Genomic DNA, 22,459 nt, shown 5'->3' with positions numbered 1-22,459 from the left:
TAAAACCTGGCTTTTTGATCTAAATCAATCCCTGGGTGATAAATTTTGACTAACTAGATTTAAACGAGTGAATAATTAAGTTATTAGGGAAATCTACATGCTGTTTTAAAAAAAACTGCAATAATAATAATAAGAACTGCAATCTTCAGAATAGGAATAAATCACATGCCATTAGTACCATCAACTAGCAGTCAGGCACAGATAAAATGTAAACATATTGGTTTTTTATTACAACCCAACTTTACCATGTTAGCGTTGTCCTCGGCAATTGCGCCATTGCGAATGGCCAATCAATTGTCTGGAGAACAACTATATCGTTGGACTATTCTCAGTGAAGATGGCGGCGTTGTTACTGCCAGTGATGGACTGAAGATCGAGGTTGATTCTTGCATCAATAACTATGTTGAGTTTGATACTGTGTTGGTTTGTGGCGGTGTAGATATAAAAGGCACAGTGACGCGAAAAGTGCTTAGCTGGTTAACCCATTTATCTCGCTGTAATATCGTGCTAGGCGGCATTTGCACGGGCAGTTATTTATTGGCTAAAGCGGGTTTATTAAACGGCTATCAAAGCACCATTCATTGGGAATTGTTGGCGAGTTGTCAGGAAGAGTTCCCTTTAATAAAAAGCTCCAATCAATTGTTTATACTTGACCGTAATCGCATGACTTGTTCAGGCGGTACAGCACCTATTGATATGATGTTGCAGGTGATTTCTAAAGAGTACGGTAAAGCTTTAACAACGGCTATTTCAGACATGTTTTCTCATGAACATATTCGTGATGAAAACGACCAGCAACGCATACCATTACAGCATATTGTTGGTGCTACTCAGTCAAAATTGCAAGATGTAGTCGCGTTAATGGAAGCAAATATTGAAGAAATATTATGCCTAGATGAATTAGCTAGTTTTGTTGATTTATCTCGACGTCAGTTAGAGCGATTGTTTCAAAAATATCTCAACTGTTCGCCGCATCGTTATTATTTACAGTTACGATTAGGAAAAGCACGTCAGTTATTAAAGCAAACCAATATGTCTATTATTGAAATTGCTATAGCATGTGGTTTTGTTTCTACGCCGCATTTTAGTAAGTGTTATCGTAATTCTTTTAGCATTCCGCCCCGAGATGAGCGCAACGTTTTAGCTAAAAATAAGCAATTTGCTTCCAGTAAAGAATCCAGCTTGGGATCGGTTAAGGTTCAACATCAACATCAACAACATCACTAACTAACAAAACACAGCAAGATACCGTTTACTCTTGAGGTTAAACGGTATCTATACTTCAAGAGGCTATTTCAGGATGATTGAGCATGTCTAAGACGTTTCTAATTCCCGCTGAATCCTGCACTTTTGAAGTCGTTTGGTAATACAACTTACTTTATGAATACTTAACGATATGAAATTATCCTCCTTGTTAAATTCCGAAAACTCAGAAAAAAATCATCTTCAAATTCAACAGAGTGGCCAACGCCGTATTGATCGCATGGCGCAATCTGGCGTCGGAAAATCTTCATTATGGAGTCTCGCTGAAGTTGGTTGGACTGCAGGTCCGGTAACCTTCTTAGCGGCCCAAGGCGGATATTATCTAGGATTTGGGACTTGGTTGCCCAATGAGAATTTGATATTTTTTGTCGGTTACACCGTATTAATGGGACTGATTGCCGTCTTGGTAAAGTTCATCTACAAAGCGACAAAAGGGCAAGAACTTGATGATGCCAAAGAGCAGTTGTTATTGGTTATTGGCAGCTTGCCTGATTTCATTCTGTCGGTCAGAGATCTCACCCTAAGTCGTATGGAACCTGAGTCGAGGCGTTATGAGTCGGCACGTATACTGTTGCAAAAATCGGATCTTGGTCCGCAATGGTTAACGCTTGCGGTAAATAGCATTATTGATTCACCAGTGATTGCTCAGGCCGTGGCGAATATTGAAATTTATTGGCGCGCGGGTATGTATAGTCGTATCCACGATATTAACCAGGAACTTTCAACGGAAATCTCTGCTGCCTTAGCAAGCTTAGAACCAGATCGTCCGCGATTGGCCCGGCTGTTAGAACAACGCCTCCAAGGTAAAAAAAATACTTTGCGTAGCGGTGTAGAACGAGAGCCCTTTTTTATTGAGCGTATATTTTCAGCGATTGAAGAAGATAACGAAGACATCATGGGCTTAAGCGATGTTGAAGAAGTCTTAACCTTGGCCTTTGAGCTTTTATCTGGGCGACGTATTCCAATGTTAGTAGTTAATTGTGTTGGCTCATCGCAATTGACCATAGCCACCAAAAAATTAGAAAAAGAGCGCTCTAAGTACCGCATTGCTAGAGCACGTGGTTACAGCCAGTTATTGGCGTTGGCTAACTTTTTAAGTGACAGTAATTTACTCGATTACTCCACCGTGGCTGAGCGTCTGCCAAGTAGTGACTTATTGCAAATATGTCTCGAAACTATAGATCGGCTTTGTCAAAATATTTGCGACGATATCGGGTGTGTGCAAAAGCGTGAAAACGTCGATATGCGTGCGTTAAAGCTCAATCATAGCGTGTTGATTAAGGCACTGGAGTTATATCAGCAAGCCTATCGAAGTAGTGCTATGGTGCTCAATGAACATGCTGATTTCTTAAAAGATATTAATAGCTGGCAGCGAATTAATCTAAAGTATGCCGATGCTAACACTAAGGTATCGGTCACTGGTAAGCAGGGCTTACACATAATCGAGCGGCAAATACAGTTAACGGATGCGGATAAAATTACCGTTGTTAAAAAAATAGCCCATCATTTTGATAGTCAAAGCATATTGTCAAAGGGTTTAAGAAACCGCACGCAACAAAGTAACTGGCAGGTTAGTAATCAGCATGTGCGGGCCGCAAAACAGCTGGCAATAGATTTGGCATTAGCCCTAAATCCCTGTGTTTTTATTAGTTTACCTGAGGTACAGGGCGCCATATATTCCTCTAATGCTGTCGATTTAGGTAGCTTCGAACCTGGTTTGAGTACCACCACCAAAGTTGGCTGGGGCGAGTCGGTAGCCAAAGAAGTCAAAAAAGACATGGTTAAAGCATCTGAGCAGATAGCACAGGCGATACATAGGTACTACGGTATTTGCTTAGGGGACAAAGAACTCGACTTTATGCACCAAACCTATGGCATGAATAAAGAACATGTTATTGACTATTATCTCGAAAATGAACAAGGCGAACAATCGAGCAATGTTTTTGAGCCGCGCTCGCCATTGATGATCCCCGAAGTTAAGTTTGCTTGGCGTAAAACGTTAACTTTGTATCGACAACATATATAACCCTGACTTAACTGATCTTATATTAGCGCCATGAGTTAGCGTCATGAGCAAATGCTGATTACCCCTATCTCTGGTCAGCTATCCAATTAACGACACCTACGCCGTTTTTAGTAAGGTAGGTGTCGCATTCTCCCAAACCACGCTATTTGCCTTTGTTAGACTGACTTTAGTTTAAATTTGCCTGTGATTGATCAGTAGAGATCTCACAGCATAGATGAGGTTAATTTAATGAATACAGATCAAGCTTTAGCGTTACATGAAAGCTCAATAATTTTCGATGGTTTAGTCATCGCAAAATGGAACCGAGATTTATTTGAAGACATGGCTAAAGGTGGCTTAACCGCTGCCAACTGTACCGTATCAGTGTGGGAAGGTTTTAAAGATACCATTGACAACATCACCGAATTTAATCAATTTTTCTGTGATAACAGTGATTTAATTATGCCTGTACATACGACTGCTGATATTGCTAAAGCGAAAGAGCAGGGCAAAACTGGCATCATTTTAGGCTTTCAAAATGCTAATGCTTTTGAAGATAAAATTGGTTATGTCGAAATATTTAAAAAATTGGGTGTTGGCATTGTACAAATGGCTTACAACACGCAAAACCTGGTAGGCACGGGTTGTTATGAACGTGACGGTGGATTATCTGGCTTTGGTCTTGAAATCGTTGCTGAAATGAATCGAGTTGGCATCATGTGTGATTTATCTCATGTGGGACCAAAAACGTCAGAAGAAGTTATTTTAGCGTCCACTAAGCCAGTGTGTTATTCACATTGTTTACCTTTCGGACTAAAAGAACATCCGCGTAATAAAAAGGATGAAGAATTACGCTTTATCGCCGAACACGGCGGTTTTATTGGCGTAACCATGTTTGCTCCCTTCTTAAAAAATGGCATTGATTCTACGGTTGATGACTACGTTGAAGCGATAGATTATGTAGTCAATATAGCTGGTGAAGACTGTGTTGGTATAGGCACTGATTTTACGCAAGGCCATGATCAAGCATTCTTCGATATGTTAACTCACGACAAAGGTTATGCCCGTAACTTAACTAACTTTGGCACCATTATTAACCCTGAGGGCATTCGTACCTTAGGTGAATTTCCTAACTTGACCGCTACGATGTTAAAACACGGCTGGTCAGAATCTAAAATTAAAAAAATCATGGGCGAGAACTGGGTTCGCGTTCTTAAAGACGTCTGGGGAGAATAGACAATGAGTAATGTAAATAACCTGAATACCGCGAGCCACAGTCCTGATATGCCGATTTTAGTCGACAATGAGACTGGCGTTTGGACCACTGATGCTTTACCTATGCTGTATGTACCGCGTCACTTTTTTGTTAACAACCATATGGGCATCGAAGAAGAACTTGGCGCCGAAAAATACGCCGATGTTTTATATAAAGCTGGTTATAAATCTGCTTTTTACTGGTGTGAAAAAGAAGGCGAAGAGCACGGTATTCGTGGTGAAGAATTGTTTGAGCATTACATGAAACGTTTATCACAACGTGGTTGGGGCTTTTTCATTACTGAAGAACTCGATCTTGAAAATGGTACAGCAAAAGTTCGATTAGAAAATTCTGCTTTTGTTTATCAATACGGCAAGGTTAATCGCAAAGTCGATTATATGTTTACTGGTTGGTTTGCTGGTGCGATGGATCAAATTGCTGAAACCTTAGGTTACCCAGTGAAAACCGTTGCAAAACAAACACAATGTGCCGCTGAAGAGGGTTGCGATGTTGGTTACTTTGAAGTAACACCACGCTAACTTTTTATTATAAACAGCTTTTTAAAGAACTAATATCAGGAGCTCATCATGGCGCAGTTCGATGCACTATTTCAGCCATTAAAAATTAATCAACTTACCATACGAAATCGTGTGGTTAGTACGGCACACGCCGAAGTATATGCTACCGAAGGTGGCATGACGACCGAACGATATGTTAAGTATTACGAAGAAAAAGCCAAAGGTGGGGTTGGTCTGTCAATTTGTGGCGGCTCTAGCGTAGTATCGATTGACAGTCCACAAGACTGGTGGAAGTCGGTTAACTTATCTACTGACAGAATCATCCCTCATTTTCAAAACTTAGCCGATGCTGTACACAAGCACGGCGGTAAAATCATGATTCAAATTACCCATATGGGACGTCGTTCTCGTTGGGATGGTGGTAATTGGTCAACGTTAGTTAGTCCAAGTGGTATTCGTGAGCCTGTGCATCGCGCCACGTGTAAAACTATTGAAATTGAAGAAATGCAACGCATTGTTGGTGATTATGCCAAGGCGGCGGGGCGTGCAAAAGCGGGTGGTTTAGATGGTATTGAACTGTCAGCAGTTCATCAGCATTTAATCGATCAATTCTGGAGCCCTCGGGTTAACCAGCGTGACGATGAATATGGCGGAAGTTTCGAAAATAGAATGCGTTTTGGTATGGAAGTACTACATGCTATTCGTGAAGAAGTGGGTCGTGACTTTGCTGTGGGCTTGCGCATTTGTGGTGATGAATTTCATCCAGATGGACTAAACCATGAGGACATGAAACAGGTCGCTGCTTATTATGATGCCACTGGTTTACTCGATTTCTTCAGCGTAATCGGCTCTGGTTGTGATACTCATAATACCTTGGCCAATGTTATTCCGAATATGAGTTATCCACCTGAACCATTTTTACATTTAGCCGCAGGCATTAAAGAAGTGGTTAATGTGCCGGTAATGCATGCACAAAACATTAAAGATCCTAATCAGGCACAGCGTATTCTCGAAGCTGGTTATGTTGATTTTGTTGGTATGACCCGTGCACATATTGCTGATCCGCATTTGATCGCTAAGATCAAACTTGGCCAAGTTGACCAAATAAAACAATGTGTGGGTGCTAACTATTGTATCGATCGTCAGTACCAAGGTTTAGATGTATTGTGTATTCAAAATGCCGCTACATCACGTGAATCGACGATGCCACACATCATCGCTAAAACCGAAGGAAAAGTACGTAAAGTTGTCGTTATTGGTGGTGGTCCAGCTGGTATGGAAGCAGCACGCGTTTGTGCCGAGCGTGGTCATGACGTTACCTTAATTGAAAAAAATCCAGAACTTGGCGGGCAAATCACTATTGCCTCAAAAGCACCACAGCGCGACCAAATTGCCGGTATAACCCGTTGGTTTGCTTTAGAGCTAGACCGCTTAGGAATTGATCTACGTCTTGATACCGCTGCTGATGAAGCAATGATCCGCAGCCTAAATGCCGATGTGGTTATTTTAGCAGTTGGTGGCCAACCTTTCTTAGCACAAAACCCGCATTGGGGTGTTGAAGAAGGTTTATCAGTAAGCACTTGGGATATTTTAAGTGGCAAGGTTGCGCCAGGTAAAAATGTTTTAGTGTATGACACCATTTGTGAATTTAGTGGCTTGTCAGCCGCAGACTTTTTAGCACAAAACGGTTCATTGGTTGAGATGGTAACTGATGATATTAAACCAGGTGCTGCAGTGGGTGGAACAACGTTCCCTACCTATTACCGTAACTTGTATGAAAAAGAGGTGATCATGTCCTCGGATTTAATACTAGAAAAAGTCTATCGTGAAGGCGATAAATTGGTGGCAGTGCTAGAGAATGAATATACCGGACAGCAAGAAGAGCGTGTTGTTGATCAGGTTGTGATTGAAAATGGCGTGCGTCCTGATGAAGAAATTTATCTGCAATTGAAAAGCGATTCTCGCAACAAAGGGCAAATTGATATTGAAGCACTTTATGCGGCTTTACCTCAGCCAATGTTGTCAGAAGAAGGCGAAGGCTACTTACTCTATCGCATTGGTGATTGTGTATCGCAGCGTAATACTCATGCGGCAATATATGACGCATTGCGTTTATGTAAGGATTTCTAGCTTAAGTTGCTTTTAGAATGCATACCATCGTTCTGTGCGGTGGTATGCAACTCAAGTTACATGAAAACACATCATCAAGTAGCTTGGGTATACACCTAGGATAATTAATAGGTCTTGTTATGTCATCATCCGAATTTCTTTCCCATTTTCTGTTTACCCTCATTTCGTTTGCCTTATTGCTAACGTTAGTCGGTGCAGTTAAACGTATGTTGCTGTGGTCACAGGGACAATCATCAACGATACATTGGCTTGGGTTATTACAGATCCCTCGTCGCTACTTAGTTGACTTACATCATGTCGTTGCCCGTGATAAATATATGTCCAATACCCACGTTGCTACGGCGGGTGGTTTTGTTTTGTCTTCGATATTAATCATATTGCTTTATGTCTTTCAGCTAAAACTGCAGATATTGACCTGGTCATTACTTGGCTCTTCGTTATTAATGTTTGTGGGCAGTATCTTTGTGATGATCAGACGTCGTAATCCTCCGCCTAATTTATCGTTAGGGAAATGGCAGCGATTACCAAAGAGCTTGATGATTTTTTCATTGAGTTTTTTTATCCTCACCTTACCCGCAACGGGAATATTACCGAGTGATACTGGCGGTTGGTTACTCGCACTGTTGTTAGTTGCTGGCATTATTTGGGGCATTGGCGAAATGTTTTGCGGCATGACCTGGGGCGGGCCAATGAAGCACGCTTTTGCGGGTGCTTTGCATTTGGGCTTACATCGACGCCAAGATCGTTTTGGTGGCGGTCAGTCAACGGGGTTAAAAGCAATAGATTTAAGCGCCAAGAAACTTGGCGTAGAAAAGCCAATCGACTTTAAGTGGACTCAACTATTAAGCTTTGATGCTTGTGTTGAATGTGGACGTTGTGAAAATAACTGTCCTGCATTTGCTGCAGGGCAACCGCTAAATCCGAAAAAGCTGATCCAAGATATGGTCATTGGCATGGCTGGGGGCGATGACGCAAAATTTGCAGGCAGTCCTTATCCAGGCATTAAAGTGGGCACCCATAAAGGTGGTGCGATCATTCCTATTGTTAACGTATTGGTTGAAAGCGATACCTTGTGGTCATGTACTACTTGTCGTGCCTGCGTTGATGCTTGTCCTATGATGATTGAACATGTTGATGCAATAGTTGATATGAGACGTTTTGAAACCATGGAGAAAGGACAAACTCCAGGCAAGGGCAGTGAGATTTTAGAGAACCTGAGCGCAACAGATAACCCGAACGGTTTTGCTCCGAGCTCTCGTATGAACTGGGCGGCAGATCAAAATCTTACGGTGTTTGGTCATAATGAGAAAAAGCAGGAAGTCACTCAAGCCGATGTACTTTTATGGGTTGGTGACGCGGCTTTTGATATGCGTAATCAACGCACACTGCGAGCAATGATTAAATTATTACGTGCTGCTAAGGTTAATTTTGCTGTCTTAGGAGATGTGGAATGTGACAGTGGTGACTTGGCTAGACGTTTGGGCGATGAAGCGACTTTTCAGCGCTTAGCCAATAGTAATATTAGCACCATGAATAAATACAAGTTTAATACCATTGTTACCGCTGACCCGCATGCCTTTCATTGTATTAAGAATGAATATGGTGAATTTGGTGGTAACTATAACGTTATGCACCACACCGGATTTTTTGCTGAGTTAGTGAGCCAACAGAAAATTAAGTTAGACAACAGTAAAGAACTGGCACTGACCTATCACGATCCTTGTTATTTAGGTCGTTATAACGGTGAGTATGATGCTCCTCGATTCTTGTTAGAAAGTATGGGAGTCAAAATAAAAGAAATGGATCGCAGCAAATCAACCGCCCGTTGTTGTGGCGGTGGTGGTGGCGCTCCGGTTACCGATATACCGGGTAAGCAGCGTATTCCTGACATGCGAATGGCGGATGTTATTGAGACTAAGGCTGAAATTGTTGCAGTGGCCTGTCCAGGGTGTAGTGCGATGCTTGAAGGTGTAGTTGAACCAAGACCTGAAGTGAAAGACATTGCTGAATTAATGTTAGATGCGCTCATTGAAAATACGGGCGAAGGTGTAGTTGAAAATACGGCCGAAGTTGTCGTTGAAAGCATGGTCGGAGGTGCAGTATGAGTGAATTATTCCGCCGAGACCCAAGAGCGCAATGGATAGCCCGTAATCGTCTACATCCAATGCATCAAGCATTAGTTATTGGACCTGTATTTGGACCCTCAGGATTACTGCGTAAAAACCTGCATATCATAGGTTTTATTGGTCCTAATGGTCTGAAACGGATCGATCGCTCAGGGGCATCTAACGATAGTGAGCAAGGCTCACGTCGCTCAGCTACTGCAAGTGAAGTGATATTGCCATTACATCAAGTGGTAGAACCCGCATTTTATATTGTGGTAGTACTGGACTTGGTATCAGGGCGTTTGAATGGCCATGACAAAGATACACTTGGTTTGGCGCAGCAATTGGCCAATCGCAACAGCGGTGGTGGCGCAGTAGTCGCTATTGCCTTTGGTGAGCTAAAAGATGACTCGTTAAATAAGGCGGGTGTTGATCGTTTAATCCACATTAACGATGAGCAATATGACCAATATAATCCTGAGCAACGATGTAATGACCTTCAAGGCATTATTGGTGAGTTAGATCCACAACATATCCTGTTGCCCGATAGCATTAATGGCGGTGGCGATTTAGGTCGTCGCTTGGCGGCTGCATTACAACAGCGACCTGCGTGTGGCGTATGGAAACTAAATGATGACACTGTTGTTTGTCGAGGTAGTGCAGGTAAACGAGATATTACCCGACCTTTAAGCAAGTTATTGTTGGTCATGGAAGAATGTAGCGAACCCATTAGTGAAACGCGACACGAGAATTTATTAATGTCGCAACTGCCAAGCCCATTAGCTAACGGAAAACTGCTTGATCAAGGCAATATTAGTGTTGATCCCAATGCAATTCCTCTGGCAGAGGCTGGTTTTATTCTCTCCGGTGGTAATGGTATTAACGACTGGGAACAATTTCATCATACGGCAAGTGTGTTGGGTGCTACTGAAGGTGCTAGTCGTGTTGCTGTTGATGATGGCAATATGCCACGTGAGCGACAGGTAGGAGCCACTGGTACTTGGGTAACTGCGCAAGTGTATATTGCAGTCGGCATATCGGGCGCTATCCAGCACATGCAGGGTATTGGTCAATGTGACAAAGTGGTAGCGATCAATACTGATGAGGGTTGTGACATGGTTAAACGTGCCGACATAAGTGCCATTGGGGACAGTACTGACATATTAGCTCGATTGGTTGAACTCGTTGAGCAAAGAAAGCTGGCCAAGCAAACAATTAATGAGGGGATGACCAATGAGCAACAATAACTTGTCGGTGATATCGTTAGTTTCTATTGGTGAACATCCAACGTCACGTCGCCCAAGGCGTGCTGAGCAAGATGCTAGAGCGATAGAGTTAGGACTTAAACTTGTTGGCGATAACTTACAAACCTTGCACGCTGGCGAATTGTCTGATGATGCTAGCCAACAAACGGCATTGCGAAGTTATCTAGGCATGGGGCTTGCGGAGATAAATCTGTTAGAAATGCCAGAAAATGCAGACGCTGTTCTGGTGATTGCTGAGTATTTGAAGCAGCAAAAAATAGATATTATATTGACTGGTGTTTGCGCTGAAAGTGGCGAATCATCGGGCATGTTGCCTTACTTATTGGCAGAGCAGCTTGGCATGGCAATGGTTACTTCGATTGCCGAGATTTTATCTATCGATGAAGTCAATAAACAAGCGGAAGTCTTACAAGCTTTACCACGTGGCCAGCGCCGTAAACTCAAAGTTGATTTACCCTTTATCGCCAGTGTTGATATGGCAGCTGCACTGCCAAGGCAGAGTGCTTTTGGCCCTGCGATGCGTGGTCAATTTGAAGCAACATTGGGTGCTAATTTCACGGATGAAGAATCTTCAACATGGCAAACAGCTGATGCCAAAAAACGTCCTAAACGTCTTAAAATAATCAAGGCGAAAACCGCAGCAGACCGCTTTAAAGCGGCTACGGCCAAAGCATCTGGCGGCGGTGGTAAAGTGGTACATGGCGTGGAAGAGTCGGCACAAGCTATTTTAGATTTACTGATCGAAGAAGGCTTGGTGTAATACTTTTCTTATTTACATTACCGTATAAGGCAGTTGTTTTATGCGGTAATTTTCTATTTAAATACCTGTCGTAATCACTTTACGTTTTTCATCCATTTCCTAAAGAACACTCAAGGCAAACTTGCCAATATCGATGATATAAAATTAAGTTGGAGAATTCATTTTGCGCATTTCTGCTGTTTTTGGCTTGAACCAAATTGTTAGCCACGGGTTTGGACTATTTCTCTTTGCAGCTTTAGTGCCGCTGATGCGAGAATCTATTGCCATAACCAATTGGCATTTAGCCGCTATTGGCGCACTTACCCAATTGTCATACCTTGCGGGGGCGTTATTACTCGGGTTTATTGGCAATAAAGTTTGTTCTGCACGACTGGTCTTAGCCACTGGTTCACTCACCACAATATTGCTTTATAGCATGTCACAATTACAACATCCTCTAATTATTACTGTGGTACTGGTTGTGTTAGCCGCTAGTGCTGCTATAAGTTGGGGGGCGATTGTTGAAATTGTTGGGCGTCACTCTAAACCTGAAAGATGTTCTACTTATTTGTCTTTTGCTTCAAGTGGTACAGCTTGGGGGTATGGGCTTAACGGCTTACTTATTTTAATGGTAGTACCTACGCTGGGTTGGCAAAGTAGCTGGCAAATAGCCGCATTAGTTGGTTTGATAGTTGTTTCATTGACTTGGCGCTTGCTAACAAAATTGAACCGTCAGCCATCCACTCATACCATCCCAGTACAAGCTATGATCCCAGCATCAAAACTGTTCTCTACTATTATACGAGAACGAACCGCACTGTTTGCCTGCGTGGTGAGCTTATTGCTTGGCTTTTCCACTATGCCATTTGCCAACTGGCTTAGTACTTACCTGAATGAATTACAATTACCCGCGACACTTGGCGGTTATACCTGGACTATTGCCGGAGTAACAGGCATGTTTGCTGGCGTCATTACTGGTTGGATTGCCGATCGTACCAGCCATGCTACGGCATTAATGATTATCTTTACCGGCTTTGCGCTCAGTTTAATGGCCTTTGTTTATGATCCTACACAGTTTGCAGTTTTAGCTGGCTTTGGTTATGGACTCATGTACTTTCCTGTCTGGGGCATTTTAGCAGGTTGGATTAGGCAATCTTTCTCTTCTACTGCCACCATGCAAATTTGCAGTATCTGTATGGTTACTTTTGGCTTAGGAGGCGCTTTGGGTAATCTGTTAGCCGGATATATTCGTGACGCTACAGGGTCCTTGGAACTTGTCTATATAATAGTGACATTGACGGTAATATTAATGGCATTGCTAACGTTAATAATAATGCGGACCAGCCCAAGTAGTGATAGTAAGTTATCACTTACCGTATAGCGCTACTTTTAAAAGCTTCTGATACTTAAAGATAACGATGAACGCTTTGACCTAGTTATAGGTGTTCATCTTTAGGGTATAGGTGAAGGTATATTCGCTGATTCATAATAGCCTTTATGCCACTCAACTGATGCCAAAATCCTTACTTACAATCCCCCCATTTAAACCAACTCTGCACTATCGTCATTTTTATCGCTATTTATTATTAAAGCTGACTTTAAATCACGCCAATTTTTATAAATATCATTCATAAATGTACCTGTTTAGGAATTATTTTAAATTATTTTCAAATTTAATTATCTCAAAATCCGGACCTTTTGACTTGTCATGACACTGTGCAGTTTACCTTGATACTTCTTAAAATCGATTCAGCTAAAAAATAGTTAACGAGTAGTCGTTATTTATAACTTAACTAATGCCGACATTATGTTTGTCAAAAGCGTCGTTTTTTACGGTTTGATGTAAAAATAAGCAAATTTTTGTTTGGTTATTAGTCAATTATTATTAAATTTAGTTAGTGTACAAATTAAATTCTCAGTGAGGATTGTCTATTTTTAGTGCGTTAACTTGATTTAAATCAAGTTTTAATAGCAGTAAATATGATTTTAGAAGCTACTTACACGCTTGACAGTTCGTTTACTAAGCATTACTTTTGTTATTAATTGAACGTTCAATTAAAAACAAGAAGAGAGTTAATATGCCGAAATTAGGTATCAAACCGTTACGCAGGCAACAGCTTATTGATGCTACGTTAAGATCTATTTCTGAGCGTGGTTTGCAAAATACTACCATCGTATCTATTAGCAAAATTGCCGGTATGTCGTCGGGGATTATCAGTCACTATTTTGGTGGTAAAAAAGAGTTAATAGAAGAAACCGTTAGTTATTTACTTGACCAATTACAGCAATCTCTTTTAGAGCGAATTACCGAAGAGAATCCACCCGCACACATCAGGCTGAATTTGATTGTTGAAGCCAATTTTACCGAATTTCAGCGTTCTCTACTGGCGACTAAAACTTGGCTAAGTTTTTGGGCGATGTCGATGCATGACCCTGCAATGGCGCGATTACAATCTATCAACAGTAATCGTCTTCACAGCAATTTACTTTTCTCCTTTAAAGAGTTACTTGACCCTGAGTCTGCTGCCAACGCAGCCAAGCAAACGGCAGCGATGATTGATGGCTTTTGGCTTAGAAGTGCTTTGAGTGAAAATTCAGAACAAGAATTTATAGCAGCTGAACTGCTATGCAAAAAATTTATTAATGATGTTATTAAACAGGAGATATCGAATGCCTCTAATTAAATATAAAAACTATGTTGATGGTGCATATACAAGCAATGGCACAGGGGAAACGTTTGATGTTACGAACCCGGCAACGGGTCAGGTCATTTATCAGGTAGAAATTGCTGATGAACTGATAAAAAGTAAAGCTATCGAAAGCGCTAAGCGAGGATTTGCCCAGTGGTCTGCGATGAGCGCGACCGAGCGCAGCCGAGTATTATTAAAAGCGGTCGACTTACTGCGTGAACGAAATGATGAATTGGCAGAAATCGAAGTTTTGGATACGGGTAAACCATGGCAAGAGGCTAGCGTGGTTGATGTGCAGTCGGGCGCCGATTCTATTGAATTTTTTGCCGGTCTGGCACCAGGCATTGAAGGTAATCAGCAACAAGTAGGGGCTGATTTTTACTACACACGCCGCGAAGCTTTAGGTATTTGTGCCGGTATTGGCGCATGGAATTACCCATTACAAATTGCTTGTTGGAAGGCTGCTCCTGCTCTTGCTTGTGGTAATGCAATGATATTCAAACCCTCTGAAGAAACACCGTTAGGTGCTCTCAAATTGGCGGAAATCTTTAGTGAAGCCGGTTTGCCTGATGGGGTATTTAACGTGCTGCAAGGAGCAGGGGATGTCGGTTCGTGGTTAAGCCATCACCCAGAGATTGCTAAAGTTTCTTTTACTGGTGAAGTGGGTACGGGTAAGAAGGTCATGGCAGGTGCTGCCACCACGTTAAAAGATGTCACCATGGAACTGGGTGGAAAATCACCGCTTATCATCTTTGATGACGCTGATGTTGATAACGCGGTATCGGCGGCGATGTTAGGTAATTTTTATACCCAAGGCGAAATTTGCACTAATGGCACACGTGTTTTTGTGCAGAAAGAAATTTATCCAACCTTTATTAAAAAACTAGTAGAGCGCACTAAAAACAACATTATTGTTGGCGACCCCATGGATCCTGAGACTAACTTTGGTGCGCTGATCTCAGCCAAGCATCAACGCTTAGTACTCGATTATATCGACCTAGGCCTAAAAGAAGGTGCGACCTTGTTGCAAGGTGGCGCTGCGCTAAACCCAATAGGTTGTGATGCTGGCTATTTTGTCGAACCCACCATATTTACTGATTGTAATGATGATATGCGTATTTGCTGTGAAGAAATATTTGGTCCAGTAATGTCGGTGTTGACCTTCGACGATGAAGACGAGGTTATCAAGCGTGCTAATGCAACTGAATTTGGCCTTGCTGCTGGCGTATTCACCCAAGACATCACTCGTGCTCATCGGGTTATACATCAAATGCAAGCAGGCATTTGTTGGATTAATAGCTACGGACTTTCACCAGCAGAAATGCCTGTGGGCGGATATAAACTCTCGGGTATTGGCCGAGAAAATGGTCTAGCGACATTAAACCACTACACCCAAATTAAAGCGGTATACGTTGGTTTAGAACCACTCGAAAGTCCTTTTTAAAGTTGGTTTTTTAAATTTGGTCCTCTTTGAACTTACTTGGTTATAAAATTATGAAAACACATCTATATGATTACATTATTGTTGGCGCGGGCTCTGCGGGCTGTGTATTGGCTAATCGCTTGTCTGAAGACGGCAACTCAAATGTATTGTTGTTAGAAACAGGAGGCAGCGATAAAAGTATTTTTATCCAAATGCCGACAGCCTTATCTATTCCGATGAATAGCAGTAAATATGCTTGGCAATTTGAAACAGAGCCAGAGCCTTTCATTGATAATCGACGTATGCATTGCCCTCGAGGCAAGGTGTTGGGTGGCTCATCATCGATCAATGGCATGGTATATGTCCGTGGACATGCCCGAGATTTTGATGAATGGCAGCAGTATGGCGCTGATAATTGGGATTATGCTCATTGCTTACCTTACTTTAAAAAGGCTGAAACGTGGGCTTTTGGCGGCGATGAATATCGCGGCAACGACGGACCACTAGGCGTTAATAACGGCAACAAAATGGCTAATCCACTTTATAAAGCCTTTGTTAATGCGGGCGTTGATGCCGGGTATTTCTCCACCGATGACTATAACGGTAGTCAACAAGAAGGCTTTGGCGCCATGCACATGACGGTTAAAGATGGTGTGCGTTGTTCTACAGCTAATGCCTATTTACGTCCAGCGATGACGCGTAAAAATTTAACCGTGATCACCCATGCGCTAGTGCATAAGGTATTACTGGAAAATAAAACTGCTGTTGGCATTCGTTATGAACGAAAAGGGCAGGTCCTTGATGTAAAAGTTAATAAAGAAGTTATTTTATCTGCGGGTTCTATTGGCTCGCCGCATTTATTGCAACTCTCAGGCATAGGTGCAAAGAACGTACTGACAGAAGCTGGTATTGAAACATTGCATGACTTACCTGGTGTAGGTCAGAACTTACAAGATCATTTAGAATTTTACTTTCAGTTTAAATGCAATCAGCCAATCTCCCTCAATGGCAAATTGGGCTTGTGGAACAAGTTTTTGATCGGCACACGCTGGATCTTAAATAAAGACGGTTTAGGTGCAACGAACCATTTTGAATCTTGTGGTTTTATTCGCTCGAAAGCCAATGTTGAATGGCCAGATCTGCAATATCACTTTTTACCAGCGGCAATGCGTTATGACGGTAAAGAAGCCTTTGCAGGTGATGGTTTTCAAGTCCATGTTGGCCATAACAAACCTAAGAGCCGTGGCAGCGTCAATGTTGCGTCTAACGATCCTAAAGCTCCACCTAAAATTAGTTTTAACTATCTTGAGCATGAAGAAGACCGTGCTGGATTTAGAGCCTGCGTGCGTTTAACGCGAGAAATTATTCATCAACCTGCGCTTGATGAGTACCGCGGTGAAGAAATTCAACCTGGCGCTCATATTCAAACCGATGAAGAGATTGACGCCTTTGTACGTTCAGCAGTGGAGAGCGCCTATCACCCATCATGCTCATGCAAAATGGGTGTTGATGACTTGGCCGTGGTTGATCCGCAAACCAGAGTCCGAGGTATTAAAGGCTTACGTGTTGTTGACTCATCAATTTTTCCAACCATTCCAAATGGAAATTTAAATGCGCCAACTATCATGGTAGCGGAGCGTGCTGCTGATCTCATTCGCGGCTTGGATACGCTCGCCCCATCGAATGAAAAGGTCGACATTACACCCAACTGGCAACAGCAACAGCGCCCTAGGGAGGCAACACGAAATATAAAATAACCACCTGAAATATATTACAAAACTTTAAAATTAATTAAAAATAAAATAAAAACTAAACATTAGTTAAGGAGAAAAGTATGAATTATTTAAATCAGCAACACAGTAGGGAGCAACTATTATGACAGCTTGGCTATCGGCAGGATTAATATTCACCTTTGTTGCAATCGTATTTATTCTAATACGTTGGGGTAACGTGAAATGTATTGGGGTGACACCCGTACACACTTTCACCTTTATCGCCATTCTTTTTACCTCTGGGCTTGATGTGGGACTTATTATGTTTCCACTGACTGAGTTCGCTGGCTATGCTGATTTAGCGGCCAGTCCGGAATATGGCTTTACTAATCCACTCGCCATCGAGTTTGGCTTCTGGGCCTTCCTCATTTGGGGCTTTTACTTCCTGACTTGTTTCTATTTTTGTGTGATAGAACCACGTGTTAAGTTTTTTGAACTGCCATTGATTAAGTTTATTAATAACTTCGTGATTATTGGTACTTGTGCCTTCACAGCCTACTTACTATTAACCAATTTGCCTTGGTATATGCCGGAGCTGGGCGATGGAGAAACCCTGGTCAGTAGTTTCTATTTAATTGTGTTTGCCGTGATATGTGCCTCGGTTTATTCAAGCACTAACATTCGTTACGTTCGTTTATTAAGCCTGGCAACTACTTGGGCATTTTTAGCCTTAATTGTTGTGATGTGGGCCGGTGCATTTATGGGAGAAGGTTCAAATGTTGGTGAGTTTGCTTCAACGTTAGGTCTACTTGGCGGTTATTTCGGTAACTTAGATAAATTTGTGCTGCCGCTTAATGATTATCATGAATTCTATCTTTACTGGTGGTTTGCTTGGAGCATTATGATTGGTCAGTTTACCTCGCGTTTTGTTGGTGGTTTGCGTACTTACCAAGTGTTGGCGGCGATGTTAGTTATTCCGTCACTCCCCATAGCGGCTTGGTTTGCCGTGTTGTATTACTACAGTATCAACAGTATCGATACCAGCGGATTTTATAACTTAGCCATGGCTATCGTCGGCATCACCTTTGTTATCAACTCGCTTGATTCACTGGTTCGCCTGTATACCGACAACCTTGGAATTGGTGTGGATAAACTGGGCAAAGCAAAATATTTAGTAGGTAATATCGTTGCGTTGAGCTTGTTAACCCTGTTATTCAAACTAGATTTTCTACAAATACAATGGGTTGGCGCGGTAGTTATTGGGCTGTTCTTTACCTGTCTGGGCTACATTTTGGTGAAGAAATTTAAGGTAGTAAAAGAAATAGACTGTTCGCCAACAGAGTATGAAGTTGATTTTCAAAAGATTGAATTAGCTAAATAATTTACAAAATACACAATAAAAACTAAAAAATTATTACAGGAATACAAAATGAATATAATGAATAAAAAACTAATAACATTAGCTTCGACCTGCTTATTGGCTGCGGGTAGTGCGCATGCTGATGTCTCATCAACGGTCAACCTAACCTCGGATTATACCTTTAATGGCGTGAGTCAAACTGACAGTGACCCAGCTTTACAAGCAAGTCTAGATTATGCCGGCGATGGTGGTTTTTATGTGGGGACTTGGGCGAGTAATGTAGATTTTGGTGCGAGTGACGATACCAATATTGAATGGGATTTTTATGTTGGTAATTACTGGCAACTGAACGACAAAGTTGGCTTAGATGCCGGGGTAGCCTATTACACCTATCATGGTGATGATGGTTCAAGTGATTATCAATATGGTGAGGCATATACCAAGTTTGGCTATAACTCATCTATGGGTGATACCGAATTAAACTTTTGGTACGCCTGGGATTACTTTGGTACCGGCGCAGGTCATTACATTATGATGGCTGCACACACATTCACCGTAAGTGAAGGTCATAATATCCGTGTAAGTATCGATCGTTCAACGTCGGACGATGTGAGTAAGTGGGGTTGGGGTAATAATTTTGATGAGAAATCATATAACCATTACCGTATTGAATACACGACCAGCTTCAGCGGATTTGACTTTAACCTAGCGGCAGAAGACACCAGTATGGACTGGGATACGTCAGACAGTCGAGTGGTATTATCGGTGTCCAGAACGTTTGGTTTTTAAATTATAGAGTAACCCCTTTGATTTAGGCGAAGGGGTTTATCTTTTAGTCACTTAGTTATTTAATTAATAGTTGGATCGATACAGTGGAAATATATGAGCAGCTTATATTGTCTTTACGGCAAGTTAATCGTGCAGTTGACTTGCACTCTAAACAATTAAATAAGAAGTTTGGCTTAACCGGACCTCAGTTATTAGTCATAAAAAAAATAGTCGAATTAAAGGGACCAATGGCAAAAATGGTAGCGAAAGCCGTTAATCTTAGCCCTGCTACGGTCACCACCATTATTGATCGTTTAGAAGTAAACAAATTAGTGCAACGCAAGCGCAGTGATTATGATAAACGCAGGGTAGAACTGTTTGTAACTGACAAAGGGGCAAGCTTGTTGCTTCAAGTACCACAATTATGGCCGACTAATTTTATAACACAATTTCAAGCGTTGGGGTCATGGGAACAAAACCAATTGCTTTCTTCAGTGCAACGCATTGTCGATATGATGGAGTCAGAGTTTGATACAGGACCAAGTGTATAAATGATGTCTTAGGTGAGTAATTAAAAGTGATATTTGGTAATGATTATAATTTGAATTGACTAAAATGGAGCAAAGGGTGATGGATAGAAAGAGAAGAAATAAAAGAGGGTAATGCCGTATTAAAGCAGGTTACTGCTAAAATACGACAGAGATAGGAAAGGCTTAGAAGTAATAGCCGATATTGATGTTTAATCGTTTGTTCCAATCATCAGCATTGCCTACTAAAGTACCACCGATAAATGGTTGGTTTTTAGCAATAACAAAGTCAACATAAGCGTAAACGCCACCAGCACTGATCGCAACACCGGTTACGTTCATTGTGGTATCGTCTAATCCGGCTGATTTATCAGTGATTAAGTTGTAATCGTTATAGTAAGTCAGGTTAGTGATAGGTCCAAGAGACACTGACTGGCTGTAAGATAAGTTAAGGTTATACGACGTCGCTTCCGTTGGAATTGTGTCATAGAATGCCCAAGCGCCTACAGCGACAGCATCAGAGCCGTTGTCTAGGTCATATTCATACTCTGAAGCTTGGAACATAATACCGATATTTTCAATTTTGCTTTTTACATGAAAAGCGTATGCAGTGTGATCGCCCACAGAGCCAACACCTGAGCCACCTTCAAGATCACCTGATAATAACGATACACCTACTTCTGTATTAGAGAAGAAATTATATGTATATCTTAAGTTTATGGTATTACTCTCGCCCATTTCTTGCGCAGGAGCACTGTAAATACCTTCGCCACCAGCATAGTCACGAATGCCAACTACATCGTAAGAATAGCGATGAGTTTTGTCACCTGAATAACCGTCAACACCACCTTTTTCGTCATTTAAAAAATAGGCAACACGGATATCATGTTTGTCATACTTACCTATAAATGATAAACCTGAGTCGTAGTCATCTTCTAAACCGGCATAATAACCAGAGCTAAAGAAGAAGTTGTTAGAGTTATAGTTTAAGTTACCAAAAGGAACTTGAGTAATACCCACTTTTCCTTCCCAGTTATCACTGAACTGGTAGGCTACATCGGCGTGATGAATTACATTCATGTATTGATACCAGCGATATTGAGCTGATAATTTAACATCACCAATACTGCCGTTTACATCTAAACGAAAGACGTCAAAATCAAAATCTCCACCACGATCTTTATTGTCATCATCGTAATCTTCATAGCTATACTGAAAACGTACGGCACCGCCAACTTTGATTTTAGGTGTTAAATCTGTGGCGGTTTTTGTATTGGTATTAACTTCTTTTTTAAGCTCAGCAACTTGTTTCTCAAGTTGTTCTAGTCGCTCTATTTTAGTTTCTTCTGTGGCCGCCCAGGCTGTTGTTGAGCTTGCTAACAATAAACCAAGTAATGGGATGGATGTTTTCATTCGTTATTCTCCAAAAGATAATTCGCATTTGTTTTTATATTTAGTTACGTTTTTGATGTTGTTGTTCTGAACCGAACAATATTCAACCATTTAAGTGTAAAACGTTACTGATAGGGGCAACTAAGCCATTTACGACGTCAAACAGATGAATAACACCGTTATAACCGAACACTTGACGAATCGTGTTAATGGTATCCTGGCTAAATATCAGATGCGATTAATAGAAACTCTTAACTAACATTATAGCGTTAGTTAATCATTTTCTCTTGAACGGGGTTAAAAGTATTTGTCATTAGTACAATACTGAATAATGAAAATTTGTAGTTTTTTAGAGTGGATGTCGTTTTATTCTTTAGTAAAATAACTCAATGAATAATTCTTTTGGAAGCGCCTTTCTACTAAGGAGCTTCACTTATAATCAATAGAGCTATTAACTGATAGAGGTATATTAAGTTTGGTTAGGATTAAACTAGTTTCGGTTAAGCTAACGTACGGTTAAATAATTCAACAGACATGCCGTAAACTCTTAATGCAAGTTGAGGATCATAACGCTCGCCTTCATCACGCATAAATGCATGTGAAGCATTAAACTCATGCCATGAGAAAAGGTTACCTGAAGCTATTAAGTTTTTATGAATCATCATGCGACCTTCATCAGGAATATGTGGGTCTTGTTTACCCCAAATCATCATCAGCTCCGCGCTAATGTCTTTGGTACGCGTTAGTGAATCATTGCCTTCTGCGCTGGGTAAATCACCTGAATGAATATCGGTAGCGTATAAGCAAGCGGCGGCTAATACACTCTTATTTAAGGCAGCGCGATAAGCGAGGTGACCGCCAATGCAAACACCCATAGTGCCAATTTTTCCAGAGCAGTAATCTTGCTGTTGAATAAAATTGACTAAGGCTTGTGTATCGCTATCGTGATGCTCTAAAGGTTTAGCCCATTTATCTTGGTTACCTTTGTCTTTACCTGCATCATCGTAGCCTAATACCGTGCCTATTGGGTTGAGTTCATGAAAAACCTCAGGCACTAAAACCACAAAACCATGGCCAGCCATTAGCGCTGCTGTTCTTGCTATAGGCGCAGTTTGTTGGAATATTTCAGAATAAAAAATAATAGTCGGAAACTTACCTGATGCTTGAGGACGATAAACATAAGTACGCATGGTTCCCGTTGGAGTTTCAATATCAGTGCTGTGCTGTTGAATGATCATTAGTCTTTATATGTCCTGTACTTTAGAAAAAGGATAACGGTGTAAGAGCTTTGTTGTTGGCAGTAAGTT

The 22,459-nt window shown here is 41.4% G+C and carries 17 protein-coding genes; 15 read left to right on the top strand and 2 right to left on the bottom strand.

All coding sequences use genetic code 11. The features are described 5' to 3' along the window. Window positions 1-165: 165 nt before the first annotated feature. From CPS_RS17985 to CPS_RS17915, 15 genes are all read left to right on the top strand, one after another. Window positions 166-1,227 (top strand): GlxA family transcriptional regulator, encoded by a 1,062-nt coding sequence (locus tag CPS_RS17985; RefSeq protein WP_011044765.1) that lies wholly within the window; start codon window positions 166-168, stop codon window positions 1,225-1,227. A gap of 169 nt (window positions 1,228-1,396) precedes the next feature. Further along, a complete protein-coding gene (locus tag CPS_RS17980) occupies window positions 1,397-3,289 on the top strand; it encodes a hypothetical protein (protein WP_011044764.1) in 1,893 nt (630 codons plus the stop codon). A 228-nt stretch (window positions 3,290-3,517) separates the two neighbouring features. Beyond that, window positions 3,518-4,504 (top strand): dipeptidase, encoded by a 987-nt coding sequence (locus tag CPS_RS17975; RefSeq protein WP_011044763.1) that lies wholly within the window; start codon window positions 3,518-3,520, stop codon window positions 4,502-4,504. 3 nt (window positions 4,505-4,507) lie between these two features. After that, window positions 4,508-5,062, top strand: coding sequence for a 4-vinyl reductase (locus CPS_RS17970; protein ID WP_011044762.1), 555 nt, complete (start codon window positions 4,508-4,510; stop codon window positions 5,060-5,062). 48 nt (window positions 5,063-5,110) lie between these two features. Next, window positions 5,111-7,171, top strand: a complete 2,061-nt coding sequence (gene dgcA, locus CPS_RS17965; protein WP_011044761.1) for a dimethylglycine demethylation protein DgcA — start codon at window positions 5,111-5,113, stop codon at window positions 7,169-7,171. A 119-nt stretch (window positions 7,172-7,290) separates the two neighbouring features. After that, the gene (locus CPS_RS17960) at window positions 7,291-9,276 is read left to right on the top strand and encodes a (Fe-S)-binding protein (protein WP_011044760.1); all 1,986 of its coding nucleotides are present in this window, start codon (window positions 7,291-7,293) and stop codon (window positions 9,274-9,276) included. Next, complete coding sequence (locus CPS_RS17955; protein ID WP_049757927.1) at window positions 9,273-10,523, top strand: electron transfer flavoprotein subunit alpha/FixB family protein; 1,251 nt, start codon at window positions 9,273-9,275, stop codon at window positions 10,521-10,523. The genes CPS_RS17960 and CPS_RS17955 overlap by 4 nt, the downstream gene beginning before the upstream one ends. Beyond that, entirely contained in the window at window positions 10,510-11,301 is a 792-nt protein-coding gene (locus CPS_RS17950) for an electron transfer flavoprotein subunit beta (protein WP_011044758.1), read from the top strand. The genes CPS_RS17955 and CPS_RS17950 overlap by 14 nt, the downstream gene beginning before the upstream one ends. Before the next feature lie 163 nt (window positions 11,302-11,464). After that, a complete protein-coding gene (locus CPS_RS17945) occupies window positions 11,465-12,661 on the top strand; it encodes an MFS transporter (protein ID WP_011044757.1) in 1,197 nt (398 codons plus the stop codon). A 697-nt stretch (window positions 12,662-13,358) separates the two neighbouring features. Beyond that, on the top strand, window positions 13,359-13,964 hold the full coding sequence (betI, locus tag CPS_RS17940) for a transcriptional regulator BetI (RefSeq protein WP_011044756.1): 606 nt from the start codon (window positions 13,359-13,361) through the stop codon (window positions 13,962-13,964). Continuing rightward, entirely contained in the window at window positions 13,951-15,414 is a 1,464-nt protein-coding gene (gene betB, locus CPS_RS17935) for a betaine-aldehyde dehydrogenase (RefSeq protein WP_011044755.1), read from the top strand. Before betI ends, betB begins: the two co-directional genes overlap by 14 nt. A 50-nt stretch (window positions 15,415-15,464) precedes the next feature. Next, window positions 15,465-17,150 carry a choline dehydrogenase gene (gene betA / locus CPS_RS17930; protein ID WP_011044754.1) on the top strand — a complete coding sequence of 562 codons (1,686 nt, stop codon included), beginning with the start codon at window positions 15,465-15,467 and terminating at the stop codon, window positions 17,148-17,150. A gap of 118 nt (window positions 17,151-17,268) precedes the next feature. After that, window positions 17,269-18,486: a BCCT family transporter gene (locus CPS_RS17925; protein ID WP_011044753.1), complete on the top strand. Its 1,218-nt coding sequence runs from the start codon at window positions 17,269-17,271 to the stop codon at window positions 18,484-18,486. Between the two features lie 48 nt (window positions 18,487-18,534). Continuing rightward, complete coding sequence (locus CPS_RS17920) at window positions 18,535-19,254, top strand: TorF family putative porin (RefSeq protein ID WP_011044752.1); 720 nt, start codon at window positions 18,535-18,537, stop codon at window positions 19,252-19,254. Between the two features lie 83 nt (window positions 19,255-19,337). Next, window positions 19,338-19,784, top strand: a complete 447-nt coding sequence (locus tag CPS_RS17915) for a MarR family winged helix-turn-helix transcriptional regulator (RefSeq protein WP_011044751.1) — start codon at window positions 19,338-19,340, stop codon at window positions 19,782-19,784. 162 nt (window positions 19,785-19,946) lie between these two features. Here CPS_RS17915 and CPS_RS17910 read toward each other — a convergent pair whose 3' ends face one another. Further along, complete coding sequence (locus tag CPS_RS17910) at window positions 19,947-21,173, bottom strand: carbohydrate porin (RefSeq protein ID WP_011044750.1); 1,227 nt, start codon at window positions 21,171-21,173, stop codon at window positions 19,947-19,949. Window positions 21,174-21,652: 479 nt separating this feature from the next. Continuing rightward, the gene (locus CPS_RS17905; protein ID WP_011044749.1) at window positions 21,653-22,390 is read right to left on the bottom strand and encodes a dienelactone hydrolase family protein; all 738 of its coding nucleotides are present in this window, start codon (window positions 22,388-22,390) and stop codon (window positions 21,653-21,655) included. Window positions 22,391-22,459: the final 69 nt, after the last annotated feature.

Origin of the sequence: Colwellia psychrerythraea 34H (assembly GCF_000012325.1) — a bacterium.
Lineage (GTDB): Bacteria > Pseudomonadota > Gammaproteobacteria > Enterobacterales > Alteromonadaceae > Colwellia > Colwellia psychrerythraea_A.
The sequence above is the reverse complement of the archived record's forward strand: the minus strand, read 5'-3'. Positions and strand labels throughout refer to the sequence as shown.

Bases quoted from the DNA above. Each gene is read 5' to 3' on its own strand.
- CPS_RS17920 (WP_011044752.1), top strand. From the start codon at position 18,535: ATGAATATAATGAATAAAAAACTAATAACATTAGCTTCGACCTGCTTA.
- betA (WP_011044754.1), top strand. From the start codon at position 15,465: ATGAAAACACATCTATATGATTACATTATTGTTGGCGCGGGCTCTGCG.
- CPS_RS17910 (WP_011044750.1), bottom strand. From the start codon at position 21,173: ATGAAAACATCCATCCCATTACTTGGTTTATTGTTAGCAAGCTCAACA.
- CPS_RS17960 (WP_011044760.1), top strand. From the start codon at position 7,291: ATGTCATCATCCGAATTTCTTTCCCATTTTCTGTTTACCCTCATTTCG.
- CPS_RS17905 (WP_011044749.1), bottom strand. From the start codon at position 22,390: ATGATCATTCAACAGCACAGCACTGATATTGAAACTCCAACGGGAACC.
- CPS_RS17955 (WP_049757927.1), top strand. From the start codon at position 9,273: ATGAGTGAATTATTCCGCCGAGACCCAAGAGCGCAATGGATAGCCCGT.
- CPS_RS17980 (WP_011044764.1), top strand. From the start codon at position 1,397: ATGAAATTATCCTCCTTGTTAAATTCCGAAAACTCAGAAAAAAATCAT.
- betB (WP_011044755.1), top strand. From the start codon at position 13,951: ATGCCTCTAATTAAATATAAAAACTATGTTGATGGTGCATATACAAGC.
- CPS_RS17950 (WP_011044758.1), top strand. From the start codon at position 10,510: ATGAGCAACAATAACTTGTCGGTGATATCGTTAGTTTCTATTGGTGAA.
- betI (WP_011044756.1), top strand. From the start codon at position 13,359: ATGCCGAAATTAGGTATCAAACCGTTACGCAGGCAACAGCTTATTGAT.
- CPS_RS17985 (WP_011044765.1), top strand. From the start codon at position 166: ATGCCATTAGTACCATCAACTAGCAGTCAGGCACAGATAAAATGTAAA.
- CPS_RS17925 (WP_011044753.1), top strand. From the start codon at position 17,269: ATGACAGCTTGGCTATCGGCAGGATTAATATTCACCTTTGTTGCAATC.
- CPS_RS17970 (WP_011044762.1), top strand. From the start codon at position 4,508: ATGAGTAATGTAAATAACCTGAATACCGCGAGCCACAGTCCTGATATG.
- dgcA (WP_011044761.1), top strand. From the start codon at position 5,111: ATGGCGCAGTTCGATGCACTATTTCAGCCATTAAAAATTAATCAACTT.
- CPS_RS17975 (WP_011044763.1), top strand. From the start codon at position 3,518: ATGAATACAGATCAAGCTTTAGCGTTACATGAAAGCTCAATAATTTTC.